This window comes from Brachybacterium sp. 107, assembly GCF_052379725.1.
GTDB lineage: Bacteria > Actinomycetota > Actinomycetes > Actinomycetales > Dermabacteraceae > Brachybacterium.
In genome coordinates this window covers 62,477-77,585 of record NZ_JBQSYW010000005.1, presented here as the reverse complement: position 1 = coordinate 77,585, position 15,109 = coordinate 62,477, and the positions used below count along the sequence as shown (strand labels likewise).

Here is a 15,109-nt window from a genome sequence, read left to right as displayed (position 1 = left end):
ACGACGAACGAGCCCGAGCCCGCAGCGGTCCGCGTGATGCTGGTGGACGACCACGAGGTGGTCCGTCGCGGGATCGTCACGGTCATCGACGCGCAGAGCGATCTGAGCGTGGTCGGCGAGGCGTCCTCGGTCGCCGAGGCGAGTCGACGGCTGCCGGCGATCCGGCCCGACGTGCTGGTCGTGGACCTGCAGCTGCCCGACGGCACGGGCATCGAGGTCATGCGGTCGGCGCGGGAGATCGACCCGGAGCAGGCGATGCTGGTGCTCACGAGCTTCGACGACGACGCGGCGCTGCGGGAGTCGCGGGCCGCGGGCGCCGCGGGGCTGATCCTGAAGTCCGCCCGCTCTCAGGAGATCGCCGACTCGATCCGTGCGGTGCACGCCGGCCGCACCGTCTGGCCCGCGGACCACGTCACCGAGGAGCAGGAGCTCTCCGACTCCGACCGACGCATCGTCGACCTCATCGGGGACGGGCACTCCAACCGCGAGATCGCCGACGAGCTCGGCATCGCCGAGAAGACCGTCAAGAACCGCGTCACGGTCATCCTGCAGACCCTGGGCATGCAGCGTCGCACCCAGGTCGCCGCGATGGTCGCGGCCCGCCGCCGCGCCGGCTGGAAGTAGCTCGCGCGCCGGAGGGTCATCGTCATGCCTCTCCGGTGCCACGCCACGTCGGCATCACCTCGCCGGGAGCGTCACCCGCCAGAAGATCATGGTGCCCGGCAGGAGGCTGATCGCGTCGACCCAGCCGGAGTGGCGCCGCGCCCGGCTCGACATGTTCGCGAGCCCGCTGCGACGCGTCACCGTGGGGTCGATCCCGCGCCCGTTGTCCGAGACGTTGACCTGCACCACCCGATCCACCCCCTCGGAGAAGAGGCTCACCGAGACGGCGACAGCGCTCGCGTGCGCGTGGCGCGCGGCGTTGGCGAGGCATTCCCGTACCACGGCGACCACGTCCTCGGCGATCTCCGAGGGCACCTCGGCGTCCATCTCCGCGGGATGCGGGGGCAGGCGCAGCGCCGGGACGAAGCCCAGCCCGGCGGTGGCCAGCCCCACCTCGTGGCGCAGCTGCTCGGTCAGCGTCGCCTCGAGCCGTTCGCGCCGCAGCGACTGGACGATCTGCCGGATCTGGGCCACAGCGTTCTCCACCCCCTGGACGGAGGCGGCGACGGAGGTGCGGATACGGGTGTTCGAGGGCGGTTCACCCGGCCCGGCCAGCGCCTCGGTGAGCGCCTCGAGCTCCATGCCCACGGCGAACAGCTCCTGGATCGCGAGGTCGTGCAGGTCGCGGGCGATCCGGCTGCGCTCGTCGTCGAGCTCTCCGGAGACCCGGAGTGTGGGAACCCGGATCGTGAGCTCCACCAGGGAGGCCAGGGCGTCGAGCCGCTCCCGGTCCGCGACGGTGAAGAGTCCGGCGGACCCGGGAGTTCTCGGCGCAGCAGCCGGAGTCCCCGTCGCAGATCCTGAAGGATCCGTCGTCGGCCTCTGCAGCACGGCGAGGAAGCCGGAGCCGTGCTCCGCGGCGTCGACCATCGCGATCAGCGCGGGATGCTCCTGCCCGGCGACCCGGAGCGTGCCGATCAGCTCGAGGGAGGCGGCATCGGCGTCCTCGAGCGCACGGCCTGCGGGGGAGTTCAGAGCGAGGGTGCTTCCCAGCAGGTCCGCGGCGTCGGGCCCGTCGACGAGCTCGAAGGCCCAGGTGCCCGGCTCCGTCGGGAGCACGAGCACGGCGCTGCGGGCGTCGAGATCGGTGCGGGCCGTACGGACCAGGAAGGTCAGCAGGTCCTCGGTATCGCCGCCCGCGAGGACGGCGCCGGTGAGGTCCTGCAGCCGCGGCCGGTCGGGCCGGGGCGGCGGGGCGGTCGACGTCATGTGCTCTCCTCCTGGTGGCTCCCGGGATGCTGAGCATTCTCCCCGATCTGCAGCACCCTTGTCCCGGCGGGGATCGCCTCGGGGCGGTGGGTGACGACCACGACGCTGCTCGAGGCGGGCACGAGCGAGTCGTCGGCAGGATCCAGGAGGGCGCGCAGAAGGGCATCGCCGCTCGCGGTGTCCAGATGCTCGGTGGGCTCGTCCAGGAGCAGTACAGGGCCCCCGCGGATCACTGCGCGGGCGAGCAGCAGGCGGCGGCGCTCCCCACCGGAGACCGTGGTCCCGTCGGGGCCCAGGGGAGCATCCAGCCCGTGGGGCAAGGTTCGTACCCAGTCGTCGAGGCCCACCGCCGCGAGCGCAGCGGTGGCCGTGGAGTCCTCGAGATCGCCGCGCACCACCCGCAGGTTCTCCCGCAGCGTGGTGGCGAACACGTGAGCGTCCTCGGCGAACATCACGACGTCGGAGCGCAATGGTTCTCCGCTGTCGAGCTCCACCTGCCCCGAGAGCGGCTCGAGCAGCCCGGCGAGGGTGGCCAGCAGCGTCGACTTCCCGCTGCCAGAGGGCCCGACGACCGCGAGCCGCGAGCCCGGCGGCAGGTCCAGGTCCAGCCCCTGCACGCACGGCGACCCGGCGCTCCAGCCGGCGCTGAGCCCCGTCGCCCGCAGATGCGCGACTCCAGGGCCTGTCGCCGTTGCGGCCGCGTCCGACGCCCCGGAACTGCGCTCTGACGACCGATGCTCGGCCCCGGATCGGTCGCCACGTCGCACTTCTGCGGCGGGTGCGAGGGGCGAGGCGGTCCCGGCCAGCTCGGCGAGACGCTCCGCGGCGGCGCGGGAGCGGGCGTACTGCGCGGCCGCGGCGGGCAGGGCGGTGGCCGCTTCGAAGGACGACAGCGGCAGCAGCAGGAGCACACCGATCTGTCCGGCAGAGGCGCCGCCGTCGGTCCACGCCGCTCCCGCGGCGAGCAGCGACCCGGCGATGGCGAGCACCATGGCCGCCGGCACCGCAGCCGACGCCACCGCCGCCGGCAGCGCCGCCCGATCGATGGCTGCGTCGTGATCGCGCTGGCGCGAATCCAACTCTGCCAGCGCCGCCTCGAGGCGGCCGTCCACCCGCAGGGACGTCGCGTCGTCGAGGATCTCCAGCGCGCTCGCGCTCACCCCGGAGCGGGTGGTGAGCACGGCCTGCTCCGCGATCCGCGCGCCGCGATAGGCGGCCAGCGGCGCCAGCACGCTCGCGAGCGCCAGGGCCAGCAGCATCGAGCCTGCCGCCAGCAGCGACAGCGGGAGGATCGTCAGGAGCACCACGACGGTCATCACCATGGCGACCAGCGCCGGCAGGAGCGCCTTGACGACGTGGTCGCCGAGCTCCTGGGCGTCGTCCCCGAGGCGGGCGAGGAGATCCCCGCGGCGCAGCCGGGTCAGAGCGTCGTCCGTGCGAGCCGCGAGAGTCGTGAACAGGTTGGTGCGCAGGGAGACCACCCCGCGCAGGGCGACGTCGTGGGCGAGCATGCGGTCCAGCCAGCGGAACACGCCGCGGGAGACGCCGAGGGCGCGCACCATCACCACGGCCACCGTGAGGTCGAGAACGGGCGGCATGGTCCAGGCCCGGGCCACGAGGTAGGCGGAGACGGCGGCGAGCGCGAAGGCGGAGGCGAGGGTCGCGCACGCCGCGAGCAGCGCCGCGAGCAGGCGACCACGAGGGATCTCCAGAGCGCGCTCGGCGCGGCGCAGGGGAGTGGGAGCGGCGCTCATGACGCGGCCTCCACCACGACGACGTCGTCGGCGACGTCGACCAGCCGGGAGCGGTGGGCGACGACGAGCACCGTGCGGCCCTGGGCGCGCAGGGTGCGGATCAGATCGAGCACGAGGTCCTCCGTCGCTCCGTCGAGGTGGGCGGTGGGCTCGTCGAGCACCACCAGCGGCGTCGGGGACAGCAGCGCCCGGGCCAGGGCGAGCCGCTGCCGCTCGCCGAGGGAGAGCCCCCGGCCGGCGCGGCCGAGATCCGCGGACCAGCCCCGCTGGGCGATCACCGTCCCGAGGCCGGTCGCCGCGGCGACCTCCTCGAGCTCCGCGTCCGTGGCCCCGGGGCGCGCCGACTCCAGCACGGAGCGGATCGTCCCGGGCGGGAGCACGGGGCGCTGGGGGAGCAGCGCCACCTGGTCCCAGAGGGTGCGCCGGTCGAGGTTGCGGACGTCGGTCGCGACGCCCTGGGAATCGACGACCTCGGCGTGGCCGCCGTCGGCGTCGAGCAGCCCCAGCAGGACCTGGACCGCCGTGGTCTTCCCGGCGCCCGAGGCTCCGGTGAGAGCGAGGACCCGGCCGGGCCGCAGCTCGAGATCGGCCCGGTGCGGGGCGCTGCCGTCGCGGGAGAGCACCGAGACCCCGCGCAGGGCGAGGTGGGAGGTGCGCAGATCGGGGGCCGGGATCTCCCCGTCGGCCGGAGGGACTTCGTCGAGCACCTCGAAGGCGGCGCCCACCGCGGCGAGCCCGTCGGTGGAGGCGTGGTACTGGGAGCCGACGTTGCGCAACGGCAGGTAGATCTCCGGTGCCAGCACGAGCACGGCCAGCGCCGGGGCGAGGTCCATCTCCCCGTAGACCAGACGCATGCCGATGCTCACCGCGATCAGGGCGACGCACAGGGTGGCGAGCAGCTCGAGCACCATGGAGGAGAGGAAGGCGAACTTCAGCGAGCCGATCGCGGAGGCCCGGTGCCGATCCCCGAGGGTGCGCACGATCTTCTCCGGGCCCCTCTCGCGTCCCAGTGCTCGCAGGGTGGGCAGGCCGTCGACCAGGTCGAGCAGCTGCGACCACAGGGTGCGCATGTCCGCCAGGAGCACCTCGGAGCGGCCCACGGTCATCTTCCCCACCAGGATCATGAACAGCGGCACCAGCGGCAGGGTGATCACGGCGATGACCGCGCTGAGGGGGTCGAGGATCCCGATCGTGAGCAGGCACAGCGGCGTCACGGTCACGGCGAGCATCAGCTGCGGCACGTAGCCCACGAGATAGGGCCGCAGCCTCTCGATCCCGGTGGTGGCCAGGGTCGTGAGGTCCGCGCCGCGGCCGGCACCCCCGCGCGGCCCCAGGGTCGCGGCGTGCGCGACGATCCGGCCGCGCAGGTCCCCGATCGCCTCGGTCGCGGCGCGGTGCGCGGTGCGCTGCTCGACGAGCACAGCACCGGCCCGCACCGCGAGGGCCGCGAGCAGGGCCAGCAGCAGGACGGGGGCGTCCTGGGGGAGCTGTCGATGCTCGAGCAGCTGCGCGCCGAGCCGCGCGATCACCAGTGCGGTGGCGATGACGCAGGCGGCCTGCACGAGACCGAGCGCGACCGTGCGCACCAGATGTCTGCGGGCCGAGCGCACCTCGCGCAGCAGGCGGGGATCCACCGGCGCGCGTCGGGTCCGGGCTGCTCGCGGAGGGGCCGGGGCGGTGGGGGTCATCGGCTGCCGTCCCTCACTCCTGCTCGAACGCCTCGCGGTAGCCCTTCTTGGCCTTCTCCAGCAGCTCGGAGCCGGGGATCGGGGAGTCCTCGTCGCTGATCCGGTGGCGGAACACCCGGTACGCCCAGGCGGTGTAGGCGAGCACGAGCGGGAGCAGGATCGCCAGGGCCACCAGCATCACGGTGAGCGTGTGCTCGGTGGAGGAGGCATTGGCGACGGTCAGCGAGTTGGCGGGATCGCCGGTCGAGGGCAGCACGTACGGGAACAGCCCGCCGAACAGGGTGACCACGGCTCCGCTGATCGCGGTCGTCGTCGCCGTGAAGGCGAGCCCCTCGCGCCGCAGCCGGTTCAGGGGCACCACGGCCACGAGGGCGAGGGCGGCGAGCACCAGCGGGATCCAGGTCCAGGTGGAATGCGAGTGCGCCAGCTGGTACCAGAGCAGGAACGCGGCGCCGGCGACGATGGTGGGCCACACCAGGATCCCGGCGAGGCGGTTCGCGTCCTCGCGCAGGGTGCCGGTGACCTTGAGGGTGAGGTACAGGGTGCCGTGCAGCCAGAACAGCAGCACGAACACCACCCCGCCCAGCAGGGCGAAGGGGTTCAGCAGCCCCAGCAGGGAGGTCGTCACCCAGTGGTTCTGATCGATCCCCACCCCAGCCACGATGTTGCCGAAGGCGACGCCCCACAGCAGGGCCGGGGCGAAGCCGCCGATCACGTGGACGATGTCCCAGCTGGTCCGCCACCGCTCGCTGTCCACCTTGCCGCGCCACTTGAAGGCGCACACGCGCACGATGAGCACCAGCAGCAGGAGCAGCAGGGCGAGGTAGAAGCCGGAGAACAGCGTCGCGTACCACTCGGGGAAGGCGGCGAACAGCAGGGCGCCGCCGGTGATCAGGAAGACCTCGTTGCCGTCCCAGACGGGGCCGACGGTCTCCAGGACCGTGCCGCGGGTGCGCGAGCCGCGGCGCCAGAAGGTCGCCACGTTCATCTGCACGCCGAAGTCGAAGCCCTCGAGCACGAAGTAGGCGAGGAAGAAGAAGGCGATGAGGCCGAACCACAGGGTCTGCAGGACCGTGGGATCGAGCATGGCGTCCATGATCTGATCGGTTCCCTTCTCAGTAGTCGAAGGAGAGGGTCGGTGTGTCGAGCTCGTCCGTCTCCGGGTCGCGCCGGGGCAGGGGCACGCCCTTCAGGGCGGCCTTGCGCATCATCTGGAACCAGACCACCGCGAGCACCCCGTAGACGAGGGTGAAGGCGATCAGGCTGGTCGCGACCATCCAGGCGGGATGGCTGGAGACGGCCTGCGTGGTCATCAGACGGATCGTCGGGTCGTCGGGATTGGGGTGCACCACCCAGGGCTGGCGGCCCATCTCCGTGAAGACCCAGCCGGCGGAGTTCGCGAAGAACGGCATCGGGATGGACAGCACGGCGAACCACTGGAAGAGCTTCGATCCGGTGGTGCGCGCGCTGTCGCCCTTGCCACGGGTGACCCACAGCGCCCAGAGGGCGAGGATGCCGCTGAAGGCGGCCAGGCCCATCATGAGGCGGAAGGACCAGTAGGTGACGAAGAGGTTGGGGCGGTAGTCGGCGGTGAGCTCGTCGCCGTGGATGTCTGTGACGGTCTCGCCGAACTGCTCCTTGTACTGGGCGTTGAGGTCGTCGACGCCCTGCAGCTCCGCATCGAAGGTGTGGGTGGCCAGGAACGACGTCACGTACGGCACCGAGATGAGGTGGGTGACGCCGTCGCAGTCGGTGGAGAAGGCATCCGGGCCACCGACGGCGAGGATCGAGAAGGAGGCCCCCGTCTCCGTCTCGCACAGGGCTTCGGCCGACGCCATCTTCATCGGCTGCTGCTTGAACATGATCTGGGCCTGGAAGTCGCCGGAGACAACCAGCACGGCGGCGGAGACGAACATGGCGATGACGCCGAAGCGCACGACGGGCCGGAACAGGTCCCGAGCGGCGTGGTGGTGGTCCGCGCCCTCTGCCGTCTCCAGGCCGTTCTCGCGAGCCTTGTTGTGGTGGCGCACCATGTGCCAGGAGGCGACGCCGGTGACGAAGGCTGCCGCCACCAGCCAGGCGCCGGAGACCACGTGGGGGAACGCGGCCATCGTGGTGACGTTCGTGAGCACCGCGAAGATCGAGCCCTGGGATGGATCCAGCTCGGCGCGTCCGGTCTCGGGGTTCAGCATCGCGCCGACGGGGTGCTGCATGAACGAGTTCGCGGCGACGATGAAGTAGGCCGACGCCGTGGTGCCCAGCGCGACGGCCCAGATCGTGAGCAGGTGGATCTTCTCGGGCAGCTTGCCCCAGCCGAAGATCCACAGCCCCAGGAAGACCGATTCGAGGAAGAACGCCGCGAGCCCCTCGAGGGCGAGCGGGGCCCCGAAGACGTCCCCGACGTAGCGGGCGTACTCCGACCAGTTCATGCCGAACTGGAACTCCTGCACGATGCCCGTGGCGATGCCGATGCCGAAGTTCACGATCAGCAGGGAGCCGAAGAACTTGGTCATCCGCGTCCAGGCATCCTTGCGGGCGGGGTCCTTGGAGAACACCGCCCTGGTCTGCATGACGGCGACGAGCAGCGACAGGCCGATCGTGAGCGGCACGAAGATGAAGTGGTACACGGTGGTGATGCCGAACTGCCACCGTGCGATGTCGAGGGCTTCCATCGAACCTCCTGGGAGAGCGACACGCTGCTGGAGAACCTATGCGGTTCCTGCAGGGTCCATCAGGACCATGGTCCTCCCTCCGCCTGGGCGCCGGTCGGATCGTGACGGACGGGGCATGTCGCACAGGTCCCGAAGTGCGTCCTGTGCCATACTGACCGCGGCACTCTCCTGCTCCGTACCGGGTGGGGGAACCTCCCGGCGTCGTCACGTCGGAGCACCGGCAACGCGTCTGACCGCGACCGCTGTGCTTCCGCGATCGGCATCGCAGCGCTTCCTTCCAGGGAGCTGCGCGACGGCGAGGGCCTGAGACTTCCGTCCCCAGGGACGATGACCATTCGGGGCCAGGGTGCGCTGGTTCCTTCAGAAGGAGACGGCCGCATGGCTGACAGCACCCATAATCCCGAGAACGACACGTCGGACTCGACCCCCACCACCGCTCCCGCGCGACGTCGTCGCCGGGCCGGAGCCCCTGCCGGGGCGCCGACCCCGGCTGCGACGCCGGAGCAGACGGAGACCTCCGCCCCGCGCACGATCGTCGCCCAGCAGAGCGACGCCCCCGCCGATCCGGCACCCACGACCACCACGAAGCGACCGCGCCGTCGCGCCGGAGCGCCCGCCGGCGCCCCGGTGATCCCCGTCGCGGAGCCCGTCGTCGAGGAGCCGGCCGTCGAGGCCCCCACGACCGCAGCGTCGGAAGCCCAGGAGCCCGAGGCGGCACAGGACCCTGAGACTCAGGAGCCCACGACCCGGAGGCGCTCCACCCGCCGCCGCGCCACTCGGGCGCCCGAGGCCCGGCAGAGCGACGACGCGCAGTCCGACGAGAAGCAGCCGGAGGCCCCGCATCCCGCGGAGGAGACCCCTGCGGACCACGACGGCCCGGTGGCCGGAGATCTGCGCGCCCTCGCCTCGGCCCGCGGCACGGACGAGGCCCCCGCTCAGGAGACCGAGTCCGATGATCGGGCCCGACGTCGCGAGCAGGTCCAGATGGACTTCGCCTCGCTCCTCTTCCAGGCACCCACCCCCCAGTCCCGCACGACCGTGGGCCCGCAGGACGCCCCGGTCGGCGGCAGGGCCATCTCGTTCGAGGACGCCGACGGCGACACCGAGGACGACACCGAGGAGCAGGACGAGCAGGACTCGTCCGAGCGCAGCGACGAGGAGCAGTCCGGTCGCTCGCGCTCGCGACGCAGCCGTTCGCGCCGCTCCTCGCGTCGTGGCTCGTCCCAGGACGACAGCGACGACACCGAGGACGACTCCGACTCCGACTCGTCCGAGGACGAGGACTCCGACTCCGATGCGGACGACGAGCGCTCCTCGAGCTCCCGCCGTCGTCGCCGCCGCGGTGGCCGCGGTCGTCGCGGTCGTGGCCGCGGGGACGACGAGGACGAGAGCTCGGACGACCACGACGCCCCGGATGCGGACGACAGGCCCCAGGACGAGGACTCCACCGAGGGTCGGGACGAGAGCACGGGGGAGGACGGCTCCGACGGGTCGGACAGCAGCTCCTCGGGCTCGTCGAGCTCCCGCCGTCGCCGCCGTCGTCGTCGCTCCGGTTCCGGCAGCGACGACTCGTCGTCCGCGTCGACCTCGACGTCGGACGATCCGCCCAACACGGTCGTCAAGGTCCGCGAGGCGCGCGACGAGGTCAAGGCCGTCAAGGGCTCGACCCGCCTCGAGGCCAAGCGCCAGCGCCGCCGCGAGGGACGCGACAACGGTCGCCGTCGCAACGTCATCACCGAGGCCGAGTTCCTCGCGCGCCGGGAGTCCGTCAAGCGCTCCATGGTCGTGCGCGAGCGCGCCGGCCGCACCCAGATCGCCGTCCTCGAGGACGACGTGCTGGTCGAGCACTATGTCGCGCAGAAGGCCCAGACCTCGATGGTCGGCAACGTGTACCTGGGCAAGGTCCAGAACGTGCTGCCCTCGATGGAGGCCGCGTTCGTCGACATCGGCAAGGGCCGCAACGCCGTGCTCTACGCCGGCGAGGTCAACTGGGACGCGGTGGGCCTCGAGGGCCAGCCGCGCCGCATCGAGCTCGCGCTCAAGAGCGGCGACCCGGTCCTGGTTCAGGTCACCAAGGACCCGATCGGCCACAAGGGCGCCCGGCTGACCAGCCAGATCTCCCTGCCCGGCCGTTATGTCGTGTTCGTGCCCGGCGGCTCCATGACCGGCATCTCCCGCAAGCTGCCCGACAACGAGCGCACCCGCCTGAAGAAGATCATGCGCCAGATCATCCCCGAGGACGCGGGCGTCATCGTGCGCACCGCGTCGGAGGGTGCGAGCGAGCAGGAGCTGACCCACGACGTCGAGCGCCTGCGCGCCCAGTGGGAGAAGATCCAGAAGGCCCAGAAGGCGAAGAACGCCCCGGTCGCCCTCTCCCAGGAGCCGGACATCGCCATCAAGGTGGTCCGCGACGTCTTCAACGAGGACTTCACCTCGCTGATCGTCGAGGGGAACAAGGTCTACGACGACGTCCACGAGTACGTCTCGGATGTCGCGCCCGACCTCCTCGAGCGCGTCACCCGGCACGTGTCGGACAAGGACGTCTTCGCCAAGCACCGCATCGACGAGCAGCTGCTCAAGGCGATGGACCGCAAGGTCTACCTGCCCTCCGGCGGCTCGCTGGTCATCGACCGCACCGAGGCCATGACCGTGGTCGACGTGAACACCGGCAAGTTCACCGGCTCCGGCGGCTCCCTCGAGGAGACCGTCACAAAGAACAACCTCGAATCGGCCGAGGAGATCGTGCGCCAGCTGCGGCTGCGCGACATCGGCGGCATCATCGTCATCGACTTCATCGACATGGTGCTGGAGTCCAACCGCGATCTCGTGCTGCGTCGCCTGGTCGAGTGCCTGGGCCGGGACCGGACCAAGCACCAGGTCGCCGAGGTGACCTCGCTCGGTCTCGTGCAGATGACCCGCAAGCGCGTGGGCCAGGGCCTCGTCGAGACCTTCTCCACCTCGTGCGAGCACTGCAACGGCCGCGGCCTCGTCGTCGACATCGATGGCGATCACCACGGTCACGGCGGCAACGGCGGCAACGGCGGCAACGGCGGCGGGAGCTCGAACGGCGGGAACGGCGGCGGTGGCAACCCCGGGGGCCACGGGGACGAGTCCTCGAAGTCGTCCAAGCGACGTGGGCGCCGAACGCGCAGCGGCTCCTCCACGGAGGAGAACGGGGCCGACGAGGCGGTCTCGGACGAGTCCGCCGCGGACGTCCACCGCCTCGAGGGCGATGCGGACAGCCGAGCCCTCGCCCGCGCCACCATCGCCTCGATCGCCGCGGCCTCGAGCAGCAGCGCGCAGCCCGAGGTGACGGTCGACGGTGAGGTCGTATCCTCCGGGACCTCGCCGCAGCCCGAGCAGGAGCAGGAGCGGGACACTTCTTCGCCAGAATGAGGTGCGGGCGGGACAGGAGCGCCTCCGCGTGATGTGTTCCACAGGATGTGACGGCGTTCTCGCAGGTCGGACGGCCTCTGGTGGTTGACCTCAGGTGCTGGGGATCGTAAGCTGTTCCCTGGCGCAAAACGTGCCGCAGTCATGTTCCTGGTGACACCCGCGCGACCGCATCTCCCGCCTGAACACCCTCCGGGGAGTGCAGGGCCGGTTGACGGTCGCAGGTCCGCGGATCACCGAGCAGGGTGCATGACTCAAGTGCAGAGTTCGAATGACAAGATGGAGCAGTGACGTGGTGTACGCAATCGTCCGCGCAGGCGGTCGTCAGGAGAAGGTGTCGGTCGGTGACACCATCGTGATCAACCGCGTGGCAGGCGAGGCGGGCGACAGCATCGATCTCGCTCCCGTGCTGCTGGTTGATGGTGACAAGATCACCTCCGCGCAGTCCGACCTCGCCAAGGTGAAGGTCTCCGCCGAGAAGGTCGAGGACCTCCGCGGCGAGAAGATCCGGATCCTCCGCTACAAGAACAAGACCGGGTACAAGAAGCGCCAGGGCCACCGCCAGGAGCTCACTCGGCTGAAGATCACGGGCATCGCCTGAGCGATCCCTTCGAACACGACAGAAGGATATTGATTCCAGATGGCATCAAAGAAGGGCGTCAGCTCCTCCAAGAACGGGCGTGACTCCAACGCCCAGCGCCTCGGCGTCAAGCGCTTCGGCGGCCAGACCGTCGGCGCGGGCGAGATCATCGTGCGCCAGCGCGGCACCAGCATCCACCCCGGTGACGGTGTGGGTCGCGGGAACGACGACACGCTGTTCGCGCTCACCGCGGGCACCGTCGAGTTCGGTCGCAAGCGCGACCGTCGCGTGGTCAGCATCGTCGAGACGGTCTGATCGCTCGCCCCGGGAACCGGGGCACCAGCTGCCTTCGAGGGGCGGAGCCGACGCTCCGCCCCTCGACGCATATCTCAACACCTCCTGGAGGAACCCCATGGCCACGTTCGTCGATCGCGTCGAGCTGCAGGTCGCCGCAGGATCGGGCGGGCACGGCGCCGCGTCCATCCGCCGCGAGAAGTTCAAGCCGCTGGCCGGCCCGGACGGAGCCAACGGCGGTCGCGGCGGTGACGTCATCCTCGAGGTCGATGCGTCGACCACGACCCTGCTGAGCTACCACCACAAGCCCCATCAGAAGGCCACCAGCGGTGGATTCGGCAAGGGCGACCTGCGCCACGGCGCCTACGGCGAGGACCTCGTGCTGCCCGTGCCCGACGGCACCGTCGTCATGGAGGCCGACGGCACGGTGCTCATCGACATGGTCGGCATCGGCACCCGCTTCACGGCGGCCCGCGGCGGCACCGGCGGCCTCGGCAACGCGGCACTGGCCTCCACCCAGCGCAAGGCCCCCGGCTTCGCCCTGCTCGGCGAGCCCGGCGAGGAGCGCACCCTCGTGCTCGAGCTCAAGACCGTGGCCGATGTGGCCCTGGTCGGGTTCCCCAGCGCCGGCAAGTCCTCGCTGATCGCGGCGATGAGCGCCGCACGCCCCAAGATCGCGGACTACCCGTTCACCACGCTCGTGCCGAACCTCGGCGTGGTCGAGGCCGGCGACTTCCGCTACACGGTCGCCGACGTGCCCGGCCTGATCCCGGGCGCGAGCCAGGGCAAGGGTCTCGGCCTGGACTTCCTGCGGCACATCGAGCGCTGCCACGTGCTCGTGCACGTGCTCGACGCGGCGGCCCTGGAGTCGGATCGCGATCCCTTCACCGACCTCGAGACGATCGAGAACGAGCTGGCCACCTACGCCGCCGGGCTCGACGAGGAGACGGAGACCCGGGTGCCGCTCATGGAGCGCCCCTCGGTGATCGTGCTCAACAAGACCGATCTTCCCGACGGCACCGAGATGGCGGACATGGTCCGTGAGCGTCTCGTGGAGCGGGACGTGCCCGTGCTGGACGTCTCCGCGCTCTCCCACAAGGGCCTGCGCGAGCTGTCCTTCGTGCTCGGTGAGCTCGTCGAGCAGGCTCGTGCCCAGCTGCCCGAGCCCGTCGCCGCCCCGATCGTCATCACCCCGCGTGCGGTCGATGCGAAGGGCTTCCGCGTGGTCAAGGAGGAGTACGAGGGATCGACCGCCTTCCGGGTGCAGGGCGACAAGCCCGAGCGCTGGGTGCGGCAGACCGACTTCACCAACGACGAGGCCGTGGGCTTCCTCGCAGATCGTCTCGCCAAGCTGGGCGCCGAGGACGAACTCTTCAAGGCCGGGGCTGTCTCCGGATCGACCGTGCTGATCGGCCCGGGGAACGATGCGGTCGTGTTCGACTGGGAGCCGACGATGGTGGGCGGCGCGGAGCTGCTGCTGGGTCGCCGTGGCACCGACAAGCGGCTCGAGGACAACCATCGCGCCACTCGTGAGGAGAAGCGCGAGGACCAGCGGGCCCGCACCGATGCCCGCATGAAGCGCATCGCGGCGATGGATGCCGAACGCCGCGCCGGCCACTGGGCCGATCCGGCGAAGGACGACAGGAACGCCTGAACGTGGCAGGGACGGAGAGCGGGAGCGGAACCGGGCTGCGCCAGCCGGCACGCATCACCGAGCGGTCCGGACTGGCGAACGCCGGGCGGATCGTGGTCAAGATCGGCTCCTCGAGCCTGACCGACGCGAACGGCCGCCTCGATCAGCTGCGGGTGCGCGAGATCGCGACCACCTGCGCCTGGCTCGGCAGCAAGGGCACGGAGGTCGTCATCGTCTCCTCGGGAGCGATCGCGGCGGCCCTGGGCCCGCTGGGGCTCGAGGAGAGGCCGACGTCCGTGGACCTGCAGCAGGCCGCGGCGAGCGTGGGTCAGGCCCTGCTCGCGACCGCCTGGTCCACGGCGTTCGGGGACCACGGGCGGATCACCGGTCAGGTGCTGCTCACGGAGTCCGACGTGATCCGCCCGCAGACGTACCGCAATGTGCGCAACGCGTTGGAGGCCCTCATGGGCCTCGGGGCGTTCCCGGTGGTCAACGAGAACGACACCACGGCGACCCATGAGATCCGTTTCGGGGACAACGACCGGCTCGCGGCGCTGGTCGCCCAGCTGCTCGGGGCGGACGCCCTGTTCCTGCTCACCGACGTCGACGGCCTGTACACGGCACCGCCGCAGGAGCCCGGGGCGACGCGCATCGGCGTGGTCGAGGATGCGGCGCGCCTCGCCGGGGTGAGCATCGGCTCGGTCGGCTCGAAGATCGGAACCGGTGGCATGGTCACCAAGCTGTCCGCGGCGCAGCTGGCCTCCACCACCGGCACTGCCGCGGTCCTGACCTCCGCCTCGAAGTTCGCCGCCGCCGCGACCGGCGAGGACATCGGCACCTTCTTCCCGGGCCATCACGGCCGCAGACGGTCCCGCCTGGTGTGGCTGCGCTTCGCGACTCGCGGAGCGGGCACCCTGGTGCTCGACGAGGGCGCGGCGGAGGCGATGCGCACCCGTCGGCGCTCCCTGCTGGCGGTGGGGGTCACAGGGGTGGAGGGGACCTTCCCCGATGGTGTTCCGGTGGACATCGCCGCACCGGACGGAGAGGTCATCGCACGCGGCCTCACCTCGTTCAGCAGTGATGAGCTGCGAGCCATGACCGGCCGCGGTTCGGCCGAGCTGCGAGAGGTGCTGGGGGAGCGGTTCCGTCGGCCCGTCGTGCACCGCGATCACCTGGTCGTGCTCTGAGACGGTCCTGTGGTGGTCCGGCCCTCGACCGTAGGA

11 protein-coding genes are annotated in these 15,109 nt (G+C 71.2%); 6 read left to right on the top strand and 5 right to left on the bottom strand.

The features are described 5' to 3' along the window. Positions 1 to 36 precede the first annotated feature (36 nt). Positions 37 to 624 carry a response regulator transcription factor gene (locus ACT3UL_RS07800; RefSeq protein WP_444577803.1) on the top strand — a complete coding sequence of 196 codons (588 nt, stop codon included), beginning with the start codon at positions 37 to 39 and terminating at the stop codon, positions 622 to 624. 54 nt (positions 625 to 678) lie between these two features. Here the strand turns inward: ACT3UL_RS07800 and ACT3UL_RS07795 are convergent, their stop codons facing one another. The 5 genes from ACT3UL_RS07795 to ACT3UL_RS07775 are packed head-to-tail and all read right to left on the bottom strand — an operon-like array spanning position 679 to position 7,986. Further along, positions 679 to 1,872, bottom strand: a complete 1,194-nt coding sequence (locus ACT3UL_RS07795; RefSeq protein WP_444577637.1) for a sensor histidine kinase — start codon at positions 1,870 to 1,872, stop codon at positions 679 to 681. Next, complete coding sequence (gene cydC / locus ACT3UL_RS07790; protein ID WP_444577636.1) at positions 1,869 to 3,626, bottom strand: thiol reductant ABC exporter subunit CydC; 1,758 nt, start codon at positions 3,624 to 3,626, stop codon at positions 1,869 to 1,871. Before cydC ends, ACT3UL_RS07795 begins: the two co-directional genes overlap by 4 nt. Next, complete coding sequence (cydD, locus tag ACT3UL_RS07785) at positions 3,623 to 5,314, bottom strand: thiol reductant ABC exporter subunit CydD (protein ID WP_444577634.1); 1,692 nt, start codon at positions 5,312 to 5,314, stop codon at positions 3,623 to 3,625. Before cydD ends, cydC begins: the two co-directional genes overlap by 4 nt. Before the next feature lie 13 nt (positions 5,315 to 5,327). After that, positions 5,328 to 6,410, bottom strand: a complete 1,083-nt coding sequence (cydB, locus tag ACT3UL_RS07780) for a cytochrome d ubiquinol oxidase subunit II (protein WP_443350484.1) — start codon at positions 6,408 to 6,410, stop codon at positions 5,328 to 5,330. Between the two features lie 19 nt (positions 6,411 to 6,429). Next, positions 6,430 to 7,986: a cytochrome ubiquinol oxidase subunit I gene (locus tag ACT3UL_RS07775; RefSeq protein ID WP_443350482.1), complete on the bottom strand. Its 1,557-nt coding sequence runs from the start codon at positions 7,984 to 7,986 to the stop codon at positions 6,430 to 6,432. 378 nt (positions 7,987 to 8,364) lie between these two features. Between ACT3UL_RS07775 and ACT3UL_RS07770 the strand changes: the two genes are divergently transcribed. From ACT3UL_RS07770 to proB, 5 genes are all read left to right on the top strand, one after another. Next, positions 8,365 to 11,382, top strand: coding sequence for an Rne/Rng family ribonuclease (locus tag ACT3UL_RS07770; RefSeq protein ID WP_444577632.1), 3,018 nt, complete (start codon positions 8,365 to 8,367; stop codon positions 11,380 to 11,382). A 289-nt stretch (positions 11,383 to 11,671) separates the two neighbouring features. Further along, complete coding sequence (gene rplU, locus ACT3UL_RS07765) at positions 11,672 to 11,980, top strand: 50S ribosomal protein L21 (RefSeq protein ID WP_193115982.1); 309 nt, start codon at positions 11,672 to 11,674, stop codon at positions 11,978 to 11,980. Between the two features lie 39 nt (positions 11,981 to 12,019). Next, positions 12,020 to 12,274 carry a 50S ribosomal protein L27 gene (gene rpmA / locus ACT3UL_RS07760; RefSeq protein WP_444577630.1) on the top strand — a complete coding sequence of 85 codons (255 nt, stop codon included), beginning with the start codon at positions 12,020 to 12,022 and terminating at the stop codon, positions 12,272 to 12,274. Positions 12,275 to 12,371: 97 nt separating this feature from the next. Beyond that, positions 12,372 to 13,907: a GTPase ObgE gene (gene obgE, locus ACT3UL_RS07755; RefSeq protein ID WP_444577629.1), complete on the top strand. Its 1,536-nt coding sequence runs from the start codon at positions 12,372 to 12,374 to the stop codon at positions 13,905 to 13,907. Between the two features lie 2 nt (positions 13,908 to 13,909). Then, positions 13,910 to 15,073 carry a glutamate 5-kinase gene (proB, locus tag ACT3UL_RS07750; protein WP_444577627.1) on the top strand — a complete coding sequence of 388 codons (1,164 nt, stop codon included), beginning with the start codon at positions 13,910 to 13,912 and terminating at the stop codon, positions 15,071 to 15,073. The last annotated feature ends 36 nt before the right edge of the window (positions 15,074 to 15,109 follow it).